We start from the raw sequence: 16,581 nt of genomic DNA on the forward strand, positions 1-16,581 counted from the left end.
CTCACGCTCCTTCCTGCTCGGCCGCAGGTGCTTCAACGGTCGCACCCTCTCCTGCCAGCTTGAACTTGCCGGGCTTCGGCGCGTCCTTCGGCAGAGCCTTCTTCACCGCATCGCGAACCGAAATCCAGCCACCCTTGGAGCCGGGAACGGCACCTTCGACGAGGATCAGGCCGCGCTCGACATCAAGCTGCACGACGCGCAGGTTGAGCGTGGTGATACGATCGACACCCATGTGACCGGGCATCTTCTTGTTCTTGAAGGTCTTGCCGGGATCCTGACGACCACCGGTCGAACCGATCGAACGATGCGAAACCGACACACCGTGCGTGGCGCGAAGACCGCCGAAATTCCAGCGCTTCATACCACCGGCGAAGCCCTTACCGACCGAGGTGCCGGTGACATCGACGAACTGGCCAACCACGAAGTGGTCTGCCTGAATCTCGGCGCCGACCGGGATCAGCGCGTCTTCCGACACGCGGAATTCCGCGACCTTCCGCTTGGGTTCAACCTTGGCGACCGCGAACTGGCCGCGTTCAGCCTTGGGCAAATACACGGTCTTGCGCGAGCCCGATCCGAGCTGCAGCGCGACGTAACCGTTCTTCTCGCTGGTGAGGTGGCCAACCACCTGGCAGTTACCCAGCTTGAGCACGGTCACAGGGATATGTTCACCGGCGTCTGTGAAGACCCGGGTCATCCCGACCTTTTGTGCGATCACTCCGGAGCGCATCGGCGTGCTTCCTGTTCTTTCTGTCCGTTTGACCGGACGGGACCTAAATACTTAGAGCTTGATCTCGACGTCGACACCGGCGGCCAGGTCGAGCTTCATCAAAGCATCGACTGTCTGCGGGGTCGGATCGACGATATCGAGAAGACGCTTATGAGTGCGCATCTCGAACTGCTCGCGGCTCTTCTTGTCGACGTGCGGCGAACGGTTGACCGTGAACTTCTCGATGCGCGTCGGCAGCGGGATGGGTCCACGGACCTGTGCACCCGTGCGCTTCGCGGTGCTTACGATCTCACGGGTCGATGCATCGAGGATACGATGATCGAACGCCTTGAGACGAATGCGGATATTCTGGCCGTTCATTGCCGTGTCTTTCTTTGAAAGCGAATGGTTGTTGCGAGTAGCGAGTAGCGAGACCCGCTACTCACGACTTCCTGTTCGCGTCCTTACTCGATGATGCTAGCGACGACGCCTGCACCGACGGTGCGGCCGCCTTCACGGATGGCGAAGCGCAGCTTTTCTTCCATCGCGATCGGCACGATCAGGTGCACTTCCATGGCGATGTTGTCGCCCGGCATCACCATTTCGGTGCCTTCCGGCAGATGCACCACACCGGTCACGTCGGTGGTGCGGAAGTAGAACTGCGGACGGTAGTTGGTGAAGAACGGCGTGTGACGGCCACCCTCTTCCTTGGTGAGGATGTAAGCCTCGGCCTTGAACTTGGTGTGCGGCTTCACCGAACCCGGCTTGCACAGCACCTGGCCGCGCTCGACGTCTTCACGCTTGGTGCCGCGCAGCAGCGCGCCGATGTTGTCGCCGGCCTGGCCCTGATCGAGCAGCTTGCGGAACATTTCAACGCCGGTGCAGATCGTCTTCTGCGTGGCGCGGATGCCGACGATTTCGATTTCCTCGCCGACCTTGACGATGCCGCGCTCGACGCGGCCGGTCACGACCGTACCACGGCCCGAGATCGAGAACACGTCTTCCACTGGCATCAGGAACGGCTGGTCAACCGGACGCTCCGGCTGCGGGATGTAGCTGTCGACATTCTTCATCAGTTCGAGAATGGCGTCGTGACCGAGCTTCTGGTCCGAGTTTTCGAGAGCGGCCAGCGCCGAACCCTTGATGATCGGAATGTCATCGCCCGGGAAGTCGTACTTCGAGAGCAGTTCGCGGACTTCCATTTCCACGAGCTCGAGCAGTTCCGGATCATCGACCATGTCGCACTTGTTCAGGAACACGACCAGCGCGGGCACGCCGACCTGGCGGGCGAGCAGGATGTGCTCGCGGGTCTGCGGCATCGGGCCGTCAGCGGCCGACACGACCAGGATGCCACCGTCCATCTGCGCGGCGCCGGTGATCATGTTCTTCACATAGTCGGCGTGGCCGGGGCAGTCGACGTGGGCGTAGTGCCGGTTGGCGGTCTCGTATTCGACGTGCGCGGTCGAAATGGTGATGCCGCGGGCCTTTTCCTCGGGCGCCTTGTCGATCTGGTCGTAAGCGGTGAACGTGGCACCGCCCGTCTCTGCCAGCACCTTCGTGATCGCCGCCGTCAGCGACGTCTTGCCGTGGTCAACGTGACCGATCGTACCAATATTGCAGTGCGGCTTGTTACGTTCAAATTTTGCTTTGGCCATGACTCTCTCCGTTTAGTCGTCAACTGTCGCTAACGACAATCAGGCAAACTTCTTCTGGACTTCTGCCGACACATTGGCCGGCGCTTCCGCGTAGTGATCGAATGACATCGAGAACGTTGCACGACCCTGGCTCATCGAGCGCAGCGTGTTCACGTAACCGAACATGTTCATGAGCGGCACCATCGCGTTGATGACGTTGGCGTTGCCGCGCATGTCCTGACCCTGGATCTGACCGCGCCGCGAGTTCAAGTCGCCGATGACCGAACCGGTGTAGTCTTCCGGGGTCACGCATTCGACCTTCATGATCGGCTCGAGCAGAACGGACTTGCCCTTCTGCAGCGCGTCGCGGAGTGCCGCGCGCGAAGCAATTTCGAAGGCCAGTGCCGACGAGTCGACGTCGTGATAGGCGCCGTCAACCAGCTGGACATGAACGTCGACCACGGGGAAGCCCGCGACCACGCCCGAGGTCATGACGCTGTTGAGACCCTTTTCGACGCCGGGGATGTATTCCTTCGGAACCGAACCACCGACGACCTTGGATTCGAACACGAAGCCCGAACCCGGCTCGCCCGGCTCGACCACGAACTTGACGCGGGCGAACTGGCCGGTACCACCGGTCTGCTTCTTGTGGGTATAGTCGACTTCAGCGCGCTTCGTGATCTTCTCACGGAACGCCACCTGCGGTGCGCCGATATTCGCGTCGACCTTGTAGGTACGGCGCAGAATGTCGACCTTGATGTCGAGATGGAGTTCGCCCATGCCCTTCAGGATGGTCTGGCCGGACTCGTGGTCGGTCGACACGCGGAACGACGGATCTTCTGCAGCGAGCTTCGCCAGAGCGACGCCCAGCTTTTCCTGGTCGGCCTTGGACTTCGGCTCGATCGCGATTTCGATCACCGGCTCCGGGAATTCCATGCGCTCGAGAATGACCTGCTTGTCCGGATCGCAAAGCGTGTCACCGGTGCGGGCTTCCTTGAGGCCAGCCAGAGCGACGATGTCGCCGGCAAAGGCTTCCTTGATGTCTTCACGGTTGTTCGCATGCATCAGCAGCATGCGGCCGATACGTTCTTTCTTCTCACGGGTCGAGTTCACGACACCGGTGCCGCTCTGCAGAACACCCGAATAGATGCGGCAGAACGTGATGGTGCCGACGAACGGATCGTCCATGATCTTGAATGCGAGCAGAGCCAACGGCTCCTTGTCGTCCGCCTTGCGGAGGATCTCGTTGCCGTCTTCGTCCGTACCCTTGATGGCAGGAACGTCAACCGGCGACGGCAGATAATCGACAACCGCGTCGAGCAAAGGCTGCACGCCCTTGTTCTTGAAGGCCGAGCCGCAGAGAACCGGGTAGAACGCGCCAGTCAGCACGGCCTTACGGATCAGACGCTTGAGGGTCGCCTCGTCCGGCTCGGTGCCGTCGAGGTAAGCAGTCATCGCCTCATCGTCGAGTTCGACGGCGGCTTCGAGCAGCTTCTCGCGATATTCCTTGGCCTTCTCGACCAGGTCAGCCGGAATGTCGACGGTCTCGTACTTCGCGCCGAGGGCCTCGTTGTTCCAGATATAGGCCTTCATGATCACGAGATCGACCATGCCGACGAAGTCGTTCTCAGCGCCGATCGGCAGCTGGATCGCAACGGGCTTCGCGCCGAGACGGTCGATGATGTCCTGCAGGCACTTGTAGAAGTCAGCGCCGGTCTTATCCATCTTGTTCGCGAAAACGATCCGCGGAACCTTGTACTTGTCGCCCTGACGCCAGACGGTTTCGGTCTGCGGCTCGACGCCCTGGTTGGAGTCGAGAACGCACACGGCGCCGTCGAGCACGCGCAGCGAACGCTCGACTTCAATCGTGAAGTCGACGTGGCCGGGGGTGTCGATGATGTTCAGGCGATGGCCATTCCAGAATGCAGTGGTGGCAGCGGACGTGATGGTGATGCCACGCTCCTGCTCCTGCTCCATCCAATCCATCGTCGCGGCACCTTCGTGCACTTCGCCGATTTTGTGGCTCTTGCCGGTGTAATAGAGGATGCGCTCGGTCGTTGTCGTCTTACCGGCATCGATATGCGCCATGATACCGAAGTTACGGTAGTCCTCAATGGCATGTACGCGAGGCATGGGATGTTCCTTAAATTCCGGAGTTTCGCCGTTACCAGCGATAGTGCGAGAATGCGCGATTGGCTTCCGCCATCTTGTGCACGTCTTCCCGCTTCTTCACGGCGTTACCACGGTTGTTCGACGCATCGAGCAGCTCAGCCGAGAGACGCTCGGTCATGGTCTTCTCGTTTCGAGCGCGCGCAGCGGTGATCAGCCAGCGAATGCCCAGCGCCTGGCGCCGAATGCTGCGGACTTCAACCGGCACCTGATAGGTGGCGCCACCGACGCGACGCGAACGAACTTCGATCGTCGGCATCACATTTTCCAGAGCCTGCTCGAACACGCCGAGCGGACCCTGCTTGGTCTTCGCTTCGATCATTTCGAAAGCACCGTAAACGATGGTTTCGGCGGCAGACTTCTTGCCGTCATACATGATCGAATTCATGAACTTGGTGACGATGACGTTCCCGAACTTCGGATCCGGGTTAACTTCACGCTTTTCAGCAGAATGGCGACGAGACATCGATCAGACCCCGGCTTACTTCGGACGCTTCGCGCCGTACTTCGAACGACGCTGCTTACGGTTCTTGACGCCCTGGGTATCCAGCACGCCGCGGAGGATGTGGTAACGAACGCCGGGCAAATCCTTGACGCGACCGCCGCGGATCATGACCACGGAGTGCTCCTGAAGGTTATGACCTTCACCCGGAATGTAACCGATGACTTCGAAGCCATTGGTCAGACGCACCTTGGCAACCTTACGAAGCGCCGAGTTCGGCTTCTTCGGAGTCGTCGTGTAGACGCGCGTGCAAACGCCGCGCTTCTGCGGCGACTGCTGCAGCGCAGGAACCTTCTTGCGCGACTTCTGAATTGCGCGCGGAGTAGCGATCAGCTGGTTGATCGTCGGCATGTCAGCCTTCACCCTTTAGTTCGCTCGAAGCCGTAACGGCTTCCTCAAAATCACTCGGAGCAACCTGCCCCACGGTTCGCATCACGTGAAAAGCTTCACGCAAAACGAAATCACGCCAACCATTCATTGCTGAACGGAAAGCGCTTAACGCCACAGAGGACCGCGATCATGACCGCCAGACTTATGTCTTCAGGTCTGCACCGAGGTCATGCATTCGAATTTAATCTCAGGAGAGAAGTCTCTCAGGAGACAAACGTCGTTTTGGCATTGCCTTGATATAGCGACAGCGTTTGAGCTTCTTGGTCGAGGTTGGTGCCCAATCAGCTCCGAAAAGCCCACCGGGTGATCCGTTCCGACACTGGCGAAGCTCACCGCCTGTCGTTGAATGGCCGGGTTGTATCCGCAGGGGATACCCAAGTCAACAACAAAGCGCGATGAAAGAAACGCTTCTCGCACTGCATCTTCTAGCATGTGGATCATGACAGAACATACGCGATTTCGACGCCCGCCATGTCATCCACGAAAGAATCCGCGACTCGGATTCGTTGCAGTTTGATGAAAGAGAATCGCCTGGGTTGCGGATTTTTTGCGCCCTGCCCCGCCGACTCGCATCCGATGCAAACCGTACCGCGTCCCGAATCGACACACCGGGCCAGCATCGATCAGCAGCAAATATTACCAGGGGCCGAATGGAGAGGGACACAGCCCACCCCACCCGACACTCGCGACCAGCCAATCAGGCGGATACAGGGATGCGTGCGATAACCTTGATCTCGAAATCGAAGCCCGCCAGCCAGTTGACCCCGACCGCGGTCCAATTCGGGTAAGGCGGCTCGCCAATCACGGCCAATCGGACGGCATTGACCGCCGCGAACTGGGTGGCCGGGTCGGTGTGGAAGGTGGTGACGTCAACCACGTCGTCGAACGTGCAACCTGCCGCCTTCAGCACGGCCGCGAGGTTATCGAATGCCAGCTGGACCTGCTTTTCAAAAACCGGCTCCGGTGAGCCATCTTCCCGGCTGCCGACCTGGCCGGAGACAAACAAGAGATCGCCCGAGCGTATCGCCGCCGAATACCGGTTAATCTCGTAAAGCGGCTGCCGGCCGGCCGGGAAAATCGCGTCGCGTTTGGTCATGGTGTCAGTCCTGTTCAAAGATTATATACGCTCCGTATGTCAGAATATTCAGGCATACGCCTCGTATGTCAATACGCATACAGCGCGTATGTTACTTTGCAGAGATGACAGTGGTCGCGAGACGGCGTGCAGAAATGGTGGAGGAAACCCGGGCCAAGCTCATCCGGGCGGCCCGGACGGCTTTCGCCGCCAAAGGCTATGCGGCCGCGTCGATGGACGATCTGACCGCCGAAGCCGGCCTGACGCGCGGCGCGCTCTATCACAACTTCGGCGACAAGAAGGGTTTGCTGCAGGCCGTCATCGATCAGATCGACGCGGAAATGTTGGCACGGATGCGCGCTGCCCGCGGCCAGGCGGACACCGCATGGGACGGGTTTCTCAACGAGGGCGTCGCCTATATCGAAATGTCCCTCGAGCCGGAGATCCAGCGCATCATGCTGCTGGATGGCCCCGCCGTGCTCGGCGATCCCTCGCAATGGCCGAACCAAACTGCCTGTCTGCGCACAACAACACAGGCGATTCAACGGCTGATCGACGATGGAACGGTCAAGCCTGTCGATGCCGAAGCGGCGGCCCGTCTGATCAATGGCGCGGCGCTCAACGCCGCCCTCTGGATCGCTGCCGCCGACGATCGCCGCGCGGTCCTTGCGAAAGCTGTCGAGGCTTTCCGCCAGCTCGCGGCGGGCTTGCTGCGAACGGCGGGATGACCGCCTCACACATCTTCAGATGCGCTCACTCGTCGTCGTCATCCTCGTCATCATCATCGTCGCTGGCAGATGACCTGTGCCGCTGGTCGTCCCAGAGCTGGCGATAGGTACCGTTCAGCGCCAGCAGCTCCTTGTGCGAGCCGCGCTCGATCGCCTTGCCGCCATTGATGACGATGATTTCGTCCATATCCACCACGGCGGCCAGCCGGTGCGTCGACGAAATCAGGGTGCGGCCCTTGGCGAGTTTGAACAGCGTCTTGTTGAGCGCCGCCTCGGTTGTCTGGTCGAGGGCGGATGTCGCCTCATCCAGCAGGAGCACCGACGGATTGCGGACGACGGCCCGCGCGATCGCAATGCGCTGGCGTTGGCCGCCGGATAGCGTATCGCCGCGCTCGCCGACCTGGGTGTCGTATTTGTCCGGAAGGCTCATGATGTAGCGATGGATCTCGGCCTTGCGCGCCGCCTGCTCGACTTCCTCGTCGGTGGCGCCTTCCTTGCCGAGCCGGATGTTCTCGCGGATCGACATGTTGAACAGCATGTTCTCCTGGAACACCACGGCCATGTGTCCGCGCAGGGACTCGCGCGTGATCTTGCGGATATCGACGCCGTCAATGGTCACCCTGCCCTCGTCCGGCATATAGAGCCGCAGGATCAGGTTCAGCAACGTGCTCTTGCCGGAACCGGATGGGCCGACAATGGCGACGGTCTTGCCGACATTGATCTTGAGGCTGAGATTGTCGAGCACCGGCTGCTGGCTGTTCTCATACTTGAACGAGACGCGATCGAACGTGATGTCGTTGACGATGCGCGGCAGCTCCGGTGAGCCGGGCTTGTCGGCGCCGCGTGTCGGCTCGTCGAGCATCTCCTCCATGTGCCGCACGGCCGCCGCTGCCTGGATCGACACCGGGATGAAATGCATGACGTGGGCGATGTTGTAGGACACCTCCCAGAACGCGCTTTCGAAGGTGACGAAGGTACCGACCGTGATCTGGCCCTTGGTGGCGAGATAGGCGCCGATCGCCAGCACCACCAAATGCAGCAGCAACACCGAGACGGTGACCGAGCGCTCGACCATGGTCGACAGGAAGGTCGCCGCCGCGATCCTGTCGCGCGTTTCGTTGTTGCGTAGCCGGAACCAGCCCATGGTACGCCGCTGCAGGCTGAAGGCCTTGATCACCGCCTGTGCCGCGATGTTTTCCTGCACCATGCCGAGCACGGACGCTTCGCTGAGCTTCTGGTCGTAATTGGCCTGCACGGCCTTCGGCGTCAGGATGCGCGGGCCGATCAGTGTGATCGGGAAAATCAATAGCGCGACGGCGGCAAGCTGCCAGTTCAGATACAGCATCAGTCCGATGCCGGCGATCAGTTCGAGGAACGGCAGCAATGCGCTGTTGGCGAAACTCTTGATGGCCGTCTCGAAAGACGACAGATCGATCGAGAAGCGAGACAGGATCTCGCCGCGCTTGGTGCGGGCGAAATAGGCCGACGGCAGATCCTGCACGTGATCGAACAGACGCGAGCGGACGTCCGTGATGATCGAGGCTGCCAGTTTGGCGTCCCAGCGCTCGTACCAGATCGCAACGATCGACGTGACAATGCCGGCGACGGCCAGCACCGACAGGATCTTGAACAGCGCGTCGAAGTCTTCCTCGCCGAGCGCGTCGTCGATCAGATATTTGAGGCTGAGCGGCATGATGACGTTGAACAGCGTCTCGACCAGAACGCCGAAGCCAACGAAGCCAAGCAACTTGCGGTACTTGCCGAGCAACGGCCGCGTGAAACGATAGACCGTCCCGAAGGCGCCGGCGGCCTCGCGCGCGGTGAAGACGACCAGTTCCTCGTCATCATCGTCATCGAGCTCGTCGTCTTCATCCTCGTCGTCATCATCGACGGCAGGCTTGGCTTTTGCCGTCTTCTCGACAGCCGGCGGTTTCGTGCTGGGAACCGAAGCGGCGGCAGCGCCAACCGGGAGCGCAAACTTGTCATCGAGCGGCGTGGCCGGCTCGGCCGCGTTCTTGTCGTCAGATGGAGGCTTTGGAGGTGGCTTCGACGCCATGGAACGAACCGTTGCTGCACGGTCCTTCGACCGCAAGAATCAATGAAGCGGCCCGGACAGCCACGGCAATGATCCTATGCGATCAGAATGTCCTCGGCAAAGCAACCGAAGGCGGATGCCAAAGATCAATCCTCGGCATCGACCTTGTCGAAGAACGAGTAGCGCAGGCTGTCCGCGTCGGCATACCAGTGGCCCGGTCCCTTGCCGGCGGCCAGTGTGGCTTCCCACACCGCCTCGGTGCAGTCGCGGCGATGCATCGACAGGTCGAAGCCGTTGCCGAAGAACAGTTCCGACCATTCCCACCAGGTGCCGAGCTTCTTGACGCCGCGCAGCAGGTCATAGCGATCGATCACCGCCGGCGCCATGTCGGACGTGACCGAGCCGAACACGAGGCCGGTCTTCACGACGCGGTTGAGCTCCTGCACGGCCGTCACCACCTGCTTGTCGCTCACGTGACACAGGCTGGTCTCGAACACGAAATCGAACTGCCCGGCCTTGAAGGGCAGATCGGTGATCGAGCCGAGCTTGTTGAACTTCTGCAGCGCCTTTGGCGTCCTGGCGTGGATCGCCTTGTTGTTCTCGACACCCCAGGCGTCGATCCCCCTGGCACGCAACGCGCCGACCAGTTCGCCTGATGCCGAGCCGGCGACCAGCAGCTTGTAGCCCTTGGCGCGGCCCCAGACGATCTTGATGAGATTTGTCAGATAGGCCGGGTCGGTAAACTGGCTCCAGACCTCGCTGTAGGGACCGACGCCGCGATAATTCTGGAAATAGTCGCGATCGATCTTGTCGGAGATCGTCGTACCATTCTGACCCTGCGCGCGGCGCAGGCGCATCATCTCGGTGAGGATGATGTCGGTGGCCGCATCCGAGGAGTCGAGCAGACCGTTCAGCGTCGAGTCGAACAGATAGTCGCCGACCACAACGAGGCCCGGATGATCCTTCGGCTCCGGCCGGTGATTGGTCATGACGTCGCGCACCGGCATGCCGCCGGGGATCGCATTGACCGACGACAGCCAGCGATGGATCTTGCCTTCCAGCAGATGCTCGCGCGCATCGCCAAACGAGACCGGCAACGACTTCAGCGCGGCATCGATCAACTCATCGTCTGTGAGGTTGGCAAAGGCCAGCGCGTCGGAGCCTGGCACCAGCCAGTTCAGCACGCCGTGCTTGCCTACATCGTGGCGGGCGCCCTCGTTATAGACACAGCAGCCGCCAAAGGCTTCCGACATGAACCAGGCGCCGGGAATCTGCTCGCCCCAGAACGGCGTGTCGAACAGCAGCGAGATCCGGAGATAATGCGCCGGGCGGTCAAAGTAAGCGACGTGCTTGACCATCGACTTGCGCAGCTGCTCGCCGTCCCAGCGCATGGTCGCCAGCCATGAATGCGGCAGGCACATCACCACGAGATCGAAGTCGCGGGTGTCCGGCCCCTTGCCATTCATCATGTCGAGCTGATAGCGGCCCTGCTCGGTCTTGCCGACCTTGAGCACACGGTGATTGAGCCGGATGTCGGCATCGACTTCCGACTGCAGGCAGGAAATCAGCTGCTCGTTGCCGTTCTGGATCGAATAGAGGCCGATATAGCCATCGACATCCATCACGAAGTTCTTCAGCGCATTGAGGCCGTTGGTGTTGTGCGTCTCGGTCGCGATGTCGGAGCGCGCCATCACCTTCAGGAAGCGCTTGGCAATGGGATCGCTGACTTCCTTATCAAGCAGCTCCTCGGCATTTATCCATGCCCATGGGTGTTCGTTGTCGTGCGAACCGACGCCTTCGTAATATTCGATCGGCGACACCATGCTCGCGCACTTCTTGCGGAAGGCTTCAATGGCGGCTGCGGTCTTGGCGCCGTATTTCTTGCGCATGCCCGGCACGTCGTTGAGCAGCTCGCCGTCCAGCTGCACCTGCTCGGCATCCATCGGAATGGTCTGCAGGCCGAAATGCTGGATCAGCTCGCGCAGCGGATCCGGCCCGGTCATCGAGTAATCGTAGATTTCCGCAACGCCAGCTTCGTACATGGCTGGCGCTGTATCGAACTTGCGCGTGAGAATCTTGCCGCCGACGCGGTCGGACGCCTCGTAGATGGTGACACGACAGAGATCGCCGAGCTTCTTCTTGAGATACCAGGCGCTCATCAGGCCGCCTGGACCACCACCAACAATTGCTAGATCAAGCATAGGTTTCTTTCACGCGTCGTGTTTGCCGGCGGCAATATCCGGCAACGGTCGATGTAACGTATTCCCAGCCAAAGCGGAATCCGCTGACGCTGCAAGGCTGGCCCGTCGACCCCGTCGACTCGCGCTAACCCCCTCCAAGTGAAAACATTTTTCAGCTGAAGGAAAGATGAACAAAAGCATGTAGTGCGCCGCAACACACGTCAGACGCGAAAAAGGCCGGCTTTCGCCGGCCTTTTCCATGGCATTGATGTGATCTGCAGTGGCAGGTCAGTTGGTCGGCGACAAGACACGCTCCATGACGATGGTCCGCTCCTCACCGTGATAGGCCTCGCGAACGGCCGTGAAGCCCAGTCTCGCGTAAAAAGCCTCTGCGGTGACCGTCGCCGGAACCGTCAGAATCGCAAGCTGTCGTTCGCGGGCGACCCTCTCGATCCGCTGCACCAGCAAACGGCCGATGCCGCGCCCTTGCACGTCCGGCAAGACGAACATGGTCCGCAGGGTCTGCCCATCCAGGCTCGCCGTGCCGACAACACGATTGTCCATCTCGGCAACGAACACATCGCGCTGATCGATCAATCGTTCGACAGCCGCCGAGCTGAAACTGAGTTCAAAGCGCGCGATGATATCGGGCGTGTAATCCTTCGCATTGGTTTCGCGCAGCGCGCGGATGATGACGCGGCTGATACCTGCTGCATCGCCGGCTTGAGCCGGCCGAATATCGCATGTCATCTGACCGCTCTCCGTTACCAACCGAATGAACAGATCAAAACGAGAAAGGGCCAGCTTGCGCCGGCCCTTTCGTTTCTTAAGTCTGCCCGGTCCGATTACTCGGCCGACGGCAGCATCAGCGGTTCTTCTGCCGGAGCCGACGGCACGATCGCCGCCTGCTTCTCGCGCTCGTCGAGGATCATCTTGTCGCGCTTCATTGCGACTTCGCGGATCTTCGCCATCGAGGCGCCGGTACCGGCCGGGATCAGACGGCCGACAATGACGTTTTCCTTGAGGCCTTCGAGCGGGTCCACCTTGCCGTTGACGGCAGCTTCGGTGAGCACGCGCGTGGTCTCCTGGAACGACGCTGCCGAGAAGAACGAACGGGTCTGCAAGCTGGCCTTGGTGATGCCCAGCAGCACAGGGTTTCCGGTCGCGATCTTCTTGCCTTCTTCCTTCGCCTTCAGATTCAGCGCGTCGAACTCGATCTTGTCTATCTGCTCGCCCGAGATCATGTCGGTCTCGCCCTGATCGGTAATCTCGACCTTCTGCAGCATCTGACGGACAATCACTTCGATGTGCTTGTCGTTGATGAGCACGCCCTGCAACCGGTAAACTTCCTGGATTTCGTTGACCAGATAGGCAGCGAGTTCCTCGATGCCCTTGATCGCCAGAATGTCGTGCGGCGCCGGATTGCCTTCGACGATGTAATCGCCCTTTTCGACGATGTCGCCGTCCTGCAGATGGATCTGCTTGCCCTTCGGAATGAGGTACTCGCGGGTCTCCTCGTTCTTGTCGAGCGGCTCGATCGAGATGCGACGCTTGTTCTTGTAGTCGCGTCCAAAGCGGATGGTGCCGCCGATTTCCGCGATGATCGCCGCGTCCTTCGGCTTGCGCGCCTCGAACAGTTCGGCCACCCGCGGCAGACCGCCGGTGATGTCACGCGTCTTCGCGCTTTCCATCGAGACACGGGCAAGAATGTCACCCGAGGTCACCTTGGCATCGACGTCGACCGACAGAATGGCGTCGGGCGATAGCATGTAACGGGCGTCGCCGCCACGTGCGAGCTTGAGGACCTTGCCGTCCTTGCCCTTGATGACGATAGCCGGACGCAAGTCCGCACCGCCACGCGACGAACGCCAGTCGGTAACGACGCGCTTGGCGATACCGGTCGACTCGTCGAGCGTTTCCGTAATCGACTGGCCGTCGATCAGGTCCTCAAACCCGATCGTGCCGTCGACTTCGGTCAGCAGCGGACGGGAATACGGATCCCATTCCGCAATACGCTGGCCACGCTTGATCATGTCGCCGTTGGCGACGTGAACGCGAGCACCGTACTGGATACGGTACGTCGCACGCTCGGTGCCATCGGCGTCAGAGATGGCGATGACCATGTTGCGCACCATTGCAACCATGTGGCCTTCGCCGTTCTTGGCGATGTTCTCGTTCTTGATCGTGATCTTGCCGTCGAAGTTCGACTCGATCACCGACTGCTCGTTGAGCTGCGCCGCGCCGCCGATGTGGAACGTACGCATCGTCAGCTGCGTGCCGGGCTCGCCGATCGACTGCGCCGCGATGACGCCGACGGCCTCACCGTGGTTGACGGGCGTGCCGCGGGCCAGATCGCGGCCGTAGCAGGTGCCACAGATGCCGTTGACCAGTTCGCAAGTGAGAGCCGAACGGATCTTCACTTCCTGGATGCCGGCCTGCTGGAGAAGATCGACGTCCTTCTCTTCCATCAGCGTGTTGCGCTTGATCAGCACCTTGTTGGTCGCGGGATCGCGAATGTCTTCGCAGGCCGAACGACCGAGGATACGCGACGCCAGCGATGCGACCACCGAGCCGGAGTCGATGATGGCGCGCATCTTGATGCCGAGATTGGTGCCGCAATCGGTCTGCGTGATGATGCAGTCCTGCGCCACGTCGACGAGACGGCGGGTCAGATAGCCCGAGTTCGCGGTCTTCAACGCGGTGTCCGCGAGGCCCTTACGAGCGCCGTGGGTCGAGTTGAAGTATTCGAGAACCGACAGACCTTCCTTGAAGTTCGAGATGATCGGCGTTTCGATGATCTCGCCCGACGGCTTGGCCATCAGGCCGCGCATACCACCGAGCTGACGCATCTGGGCCGGCGAACCACGGGCACCGGAATGCGCCATCATGTAGATCGAGTTGATCTGGGCTTCTTCACCAGCCGCATTCCTCTTCACCGAGGAGATCTCTTTCATCATCTCCTTGGCGACTTCTTCACCCGCCTTCGACCAGGCGTCGACGACCTTGTTGTACTTCTCACCGTGGGTGATCAGACCGTCATTGTACTGCTGTTCGAAGTCCTTCGCGAACGCACGGGTGGCGTCGACGATCTTCCACTTCGAACCCGGCACGACCATGTCGTCCTTGCCGAACGAGATGCCCGCCTTGAACGCGTTGTAGAAGCCGAGCGCCATGATGCGATCGCAGAAGATCACGGTCTCTTTCTGACCGCAGTGACGGTAGACCTGATCGATGACGCCCGAGATTTCCTTCTTGGTCATCAGCTTGTTGATGACGTCAAAGGGCATCTTCGGCGACTTCGGCAGAACCTGACCGAGCATCGCACGACCGGCAGTGGTTTCCACCATGCGCGTGACCGGCTTGCCGTCCGCATCGAGACCGGACCAGCTGTATTTGATCTTGGTGTGGAGGTGGATGACCTTTGCATGCAGCGCATGCTCGATCTCCGCCATCTCACGATACAGCTTGTTTTCGCCCGGGAGACCCGCACGCATGGTCGACAGGTAGTACAGACCCAGCACGATGTCCTGCGACGGCACGATGATCGGCTGACCGTTCGCCGGATGCAGGATGTTGTTGGTCGACATCATCAGGACGCGTGCTTCCAGCTGCGCTTCAAGCGACAGCGGAACGTGCACGGCCATCTGGTCGCCGTCGAAGTCGGCGTTGAAGGCCGAGCAGACCAGCGGATGCAGCTGGATCGCCTTGCCTTCGATGAGCACCGGCTCGAACGCCTGGATGCCCAGACGATGCAGCGTCGGCGCGCGGTTCAGCAGCACGGGATGTTCGCGAATGACCTCGTCGAGGATGTCCCAGACCTCGGGACGTTCTTTTTCAACGAGCTTCTTCGCCTGCTTCACCGTGGTGGACAGACCTTTGGCGTCGAGACGCGAATAGATGAACGGCTTGAACAGTTCGAGCGCCATCTTCTTCGGCAGGCCGCACTGATGCAGACGCAGTTCCGGACCGACGACGATGACCGAACGGCCCGAATAGTCGACGCGCTTGCCGAGCAGGTTCTGACGGAAACGACCCTGCTTGCCCTTCAGCATGTCAGCCAGCGACTTCAGCGGACGCTTGTTGGCGCCGGTGATGACACGGCCACGGCGGCCGTTATCGAACAGTGCGTCGACGGCCTCCTGCAGCATGCGCTTTTCGTTGCGGATGATGATGTCCGGCGCGCGGAGCTCCATCAGACGCTTCAAGCGGTTGTTACGGTTGATGACGCGGCGATACAGATCGTTCAGATCCGACGTCGCGAAGCGGCCGCCATCCAGCGGCACCAGCGGACGCAGATCCGGCGGGATCACCGGCACCACCGTGAGGATCATCCACTCCGGCTTGTTACCGGAATAGCGGAAGGCCTCGACGATCTTCAGGCGCTTGGCGAGCTTCTTGTGCTTGATGTCGGATTCGGTCTCCTTCATCTCGACGCGCAGCTGCTCGTCGAGCTTCTCGAGCTCCAGACCCTTCAACAGTTCACGGATCGCCTCGGCACCGATCATCGCGGTGAACGAGTCCTGGCCGTATTCGTCCTGCGCCTTCAGATATTCTTCTTCAGACAGCAGCTGACGGTCCTTGAGCGCGGTGAGACCCGGCTCGAGAACGACGTAGTATTCGAAATACAGGATGCGCTCGAGATCCTTGAGCGTCATGTCCAGCAACTGGCCGATGCGCGACGGCAGCGACTTCAGGAACCAGATGTGCGCAACCGGAGCGGCTAGTTCGATGTGGCCCATGCGCTCGCGTCTGACGCGCGACAGGGTCACTTCGACCGAGCACTTCTCGCAGATGATGCCCTTGTACTTCATGCGCTTGTACTTGCCGCACAAGCACTCGTAATCCTTGATGGGCCCGAAGATGCGGGCGCAGAACAGGCCGTCGCGCTCGGGCTTGAAGGTACGGTAATTGATGGTTTCCGGCTTCTTGATCTCGCCGTAGGACCACGACAGAATCTTCTCCGGGGACGCAATCGAGATCCGGATCTGGTCGAAGACCTGAGCCGGAGTCGTCGGATTGAAGAGATTCATAATTTCTTGGTTCATCGTCTTCTCCTCGCGTGCCGATCGCCATCAGCAGCAAATTCGAAATTCTTTAGAGCCACACACCCTGCCCCACGTCCCGGCTGGGTGCGGACGCCCGGCCATCAGGCCGGGCGTAAC

General features: G+C 60.5%; 12 protein-coding genes. 1 reads left to right on the plus strand and 11 read right to left on the minus strand.

Features of this window, described 5'->3' with window-relative positions; translation table 11 throughout:
• Position 1: 1 nt before the first annotated feature.
• The 7 genes from rplC to AB8B02_RS14120 all read right to left on the minus strand — a co-directional run bounded on the left by rplC (position 2) and on the right by AB8B02_RS14120 (position 6,497).
• On the minus strand, positions 2–727 hold the full coding sequence (gene rplC, locus AB8B02_RS14090; protein WP_068731496.1) for a 50S ribosomal protein L3: 726 nt from the start codon (positions 725–727) through the stop codon (positions 2–4).
• A 51-nt stretch (positions 728–778) separates the two neighbouring features.
• On the minus strand, positions 779–1,087 hold the full coding sequence (rpsJ, locus tag AB8B02_RS14095; RefSeq protein ID WP_013166261.1) for a 30S ribosomal protein S10: 309 nt from the start codon (positions 1,085–1,087) through the stop codon (positions 779–781).
• Between the two features lie 83 nt (positions 1,088–1,170).
• Positions 1,171–2,361, minus strand: a complete 1,191-nt coding sequence (tuf, locus tag AB8B02_RS14100; protein ID WP_184517871.1) for an elongation factor Tu — start codon at positions 2,359–2,361, stop codon at positions 1,171–1,173.
• Positions 2,362–2,400: 39 nt separating this feature from the next.
• Positions 2,401–4,473 carry an elongation factor G gene (gene fusA, locus AB8B02_RS14105; protein ID WP_089268268.1) on the minus strand — a complete coding sequence of 691 codons (2,073 nt, stop codon included), beginning with the start codon at positions 4,471–4,473 and terminating at the stop codon, positions 2,401–2,403.
• A 31-nt stretch (positions 4,474–4,504) separates the two neighbouring features.
• Positions 4,505–4,975 (minus strand): 30S ribosomal protein S7, encoded by a 471-nt coding sequence (gene rpsG / locus AB8B02_RS14110; protein ID WP_068731502.1) that lies wholly within the window; start codon positions 4,973–4,975, stop codon positions 4,505–4,507.
• Positions 4,976–4,990: 15 nt separating this feature from the next.
• Positions 4,991–5,362, minus strand: coding sequence for a 30S ribosomal protein S12 (gene rpsL, locus AB8B02_RS14115; RefSeq protein ID WP_068731626.1), 372 nt, complete (start codon positions 5,360–5,362; stop codon positions 4,991–4,993).
• A 736-nt stretch (positions 5,363–6,098) separates the two neighbouring features.
• Positions 6,099–6,497, minus strand: coding sequence for a RidA family protein (locus AB8B02_RS14120; RefSeq protein ID WP_439064216.1), 399 nt, complete (start codon positions 6,495–6,497; stop codon positions 6,099–6,101).
• 110 nt (positions 6,498–6,607) lie between these two features.
• Here AB8B02_RS14120 and AB8B02_RS14125 point away from each other — a divergent pair, with 110 nt between their 5' ends.
• Positions 6,608–7,204 carry a TetR/AcrR family transcriptional regulator gene (locus AB8B02_RS14125; protein WP_439064217.1) on the plus strand — a complete coding sequence of 199 codons (597 nt, stop codon included), beginning with the start codon at positions 6,608–6,610 and terminating at the stop codon, positions 7,202–7,204.
• Between the two features lie 25 nt (positions 7,205–7,229).
• Here AB8B02_RS14125 and AB8B02_RS14130 read toward each other — a convergent pair whose 3' ends face one another.
• From AB8B02_RS14130 to rpoC, 4 genes are all read right to left on the minus strand, one after another.
• Positions 7,230–9,260 carry an ABC transporter ATP-binding protein gene (locus AB8B02_RS14130; protein ID WP_089268284.1) on the minus strand — a complete coding sequence of 677 codons (2,031 nt, stop codon included), beginning with the start codon at positions 9,258–9,260 and terminating at the stop codon, positions 7,230–7,232.
• Positions 9,261–9,385: 125 nt separating this feature from the next.
• Positions 9,386–11,440: an FAD-dependent oxidoreductase gene (locus AB8B02_RS14135; RefSeq protein ID WP_175365589.1), complete on the minus strand. Its 2,055-nt coding sequence runs from the start codon at positions 11,438–11,440 to the stop codon at positions 9,386–9,388.
• A 267-nt stretch (positions 11,441–11,707) separates the two neighbouring features.
• Positions 11,708–12,169, minus strand: coding sequence for a GNAT family N-acetyltransferase (locus AB8B02_RS14140; protein ID WP_439064218.1), 462 nt, complete (start codon positions 12,167–12,169; stop codon positions 11,708–11,710).
• A gap of 95 nt (positions 12,170–12,264) precedes the next feature.
• Positions 12,265–16,464 carry a DNA-directed RNA polymerase subunit beta' gene (gene rpoC / locus AB8B02_RS14145; RefSeq protein ID WP_093762211.1) on the minus strand — a complete coding sequence of 1,400 codons (4,200 nt, stop codon included), beginning with the start codon at positions 16,462–16,464 and terminating at the stop codon, positions 12,265–12,267.
• Positions 16,465–16,581: the final 117 nt, after the last annotated feature.

Origin of the sequence: Tardiphaga sp. 862_B3_N4_1, from assembly GCF_051811085.1 — a bacterium.
Taxonomy (GTDB): Bacteria; Pseudomonadota; Alphaproteobacteria; order Rhizobiales; family Xanthobacteraceae; genus Tardiphaga; species Tardiphaga robiniae.

Excerpts from the sequence above, each read along its gene's own strand:
- rplC (WP_068731496.1), bottom strand. The coding sequence starts at position 727 with ATGCGCTCCGGAGTGATCGCACAAAAGGTCGGGATGACCCGGGTCTTC.
- rpsJ (WP_013166261.1), bottom strand. The coding sequence starts at position 1,087 with ATGAACGGCCAGAATATCCGCATTCGTCTCAAGGCGTTCGATCATCGT.
- tuf (WP_184517871.1), bottom strand. The coding sequence starts at position 2,361 with ATGGCCAAAGCAAAATTTGAACGTAACAAGCCGCACTGCAATATTGGT.
- fusA (WP_089268268.1), bottom strand. The coding sequence starts at position 4,473 with ATGCCTCGCGTACATGCCATTGAGGACTACCGTAACTTCGGTATCATG.
- rpsG (WP_068731502.1), bottom strand. The coding sequence starts at position 4,975 with ATGTCTCGTCGCCATTCTGCTGAAAAGCGTGAAGTTAACCCGGATCCG.
- rpsL (WP_068731626.1), bottom strand. The coding sequence starts at position 5,362 with ATGCCGACGATCAACCAGCTGATCGCTACTCCGCGCGCAATTCAGAAG.
- AB8B02_RS14120 (WP_439064216.1), bottom strand. The coding sequence starts at position 6,497 with ATGACCAAACGCGACGCGATTTTCCCGGCCGGCCGGCAGCCGCTTTAC.
- AB8B02_RS14130 (WP_089268284.1), bottom strand. The coding sequence starts at position 9,260 with ATGGCGTCGAAGCCACCTCCAAAGCCTCCATCTGACGACAAGAACGCG.
- AB8B02_RS14135 (WP_175365589.1), bottom strand. The coding sequence starts at position 11,440 with ATGCTTGATCTAGCAATTGTTGGTGGTGGTCCAGGCGGCCTGATGAGC.
- AB8B02_RS14140 (WP_439064218.1), bottom strand. The coding sequence starts at position 12,169 with ATGACATGCGATATTCGGCCGGCTCAAGCCGGCGATGCAGCAGGTATC.
- rpoC (WP_093762211.1), bottom strand. The coding sequence starts at position 16,464 with ATGAACCAAGAAATTATGAATCTCTTCAATCCGACGACTCCGGCTCAG.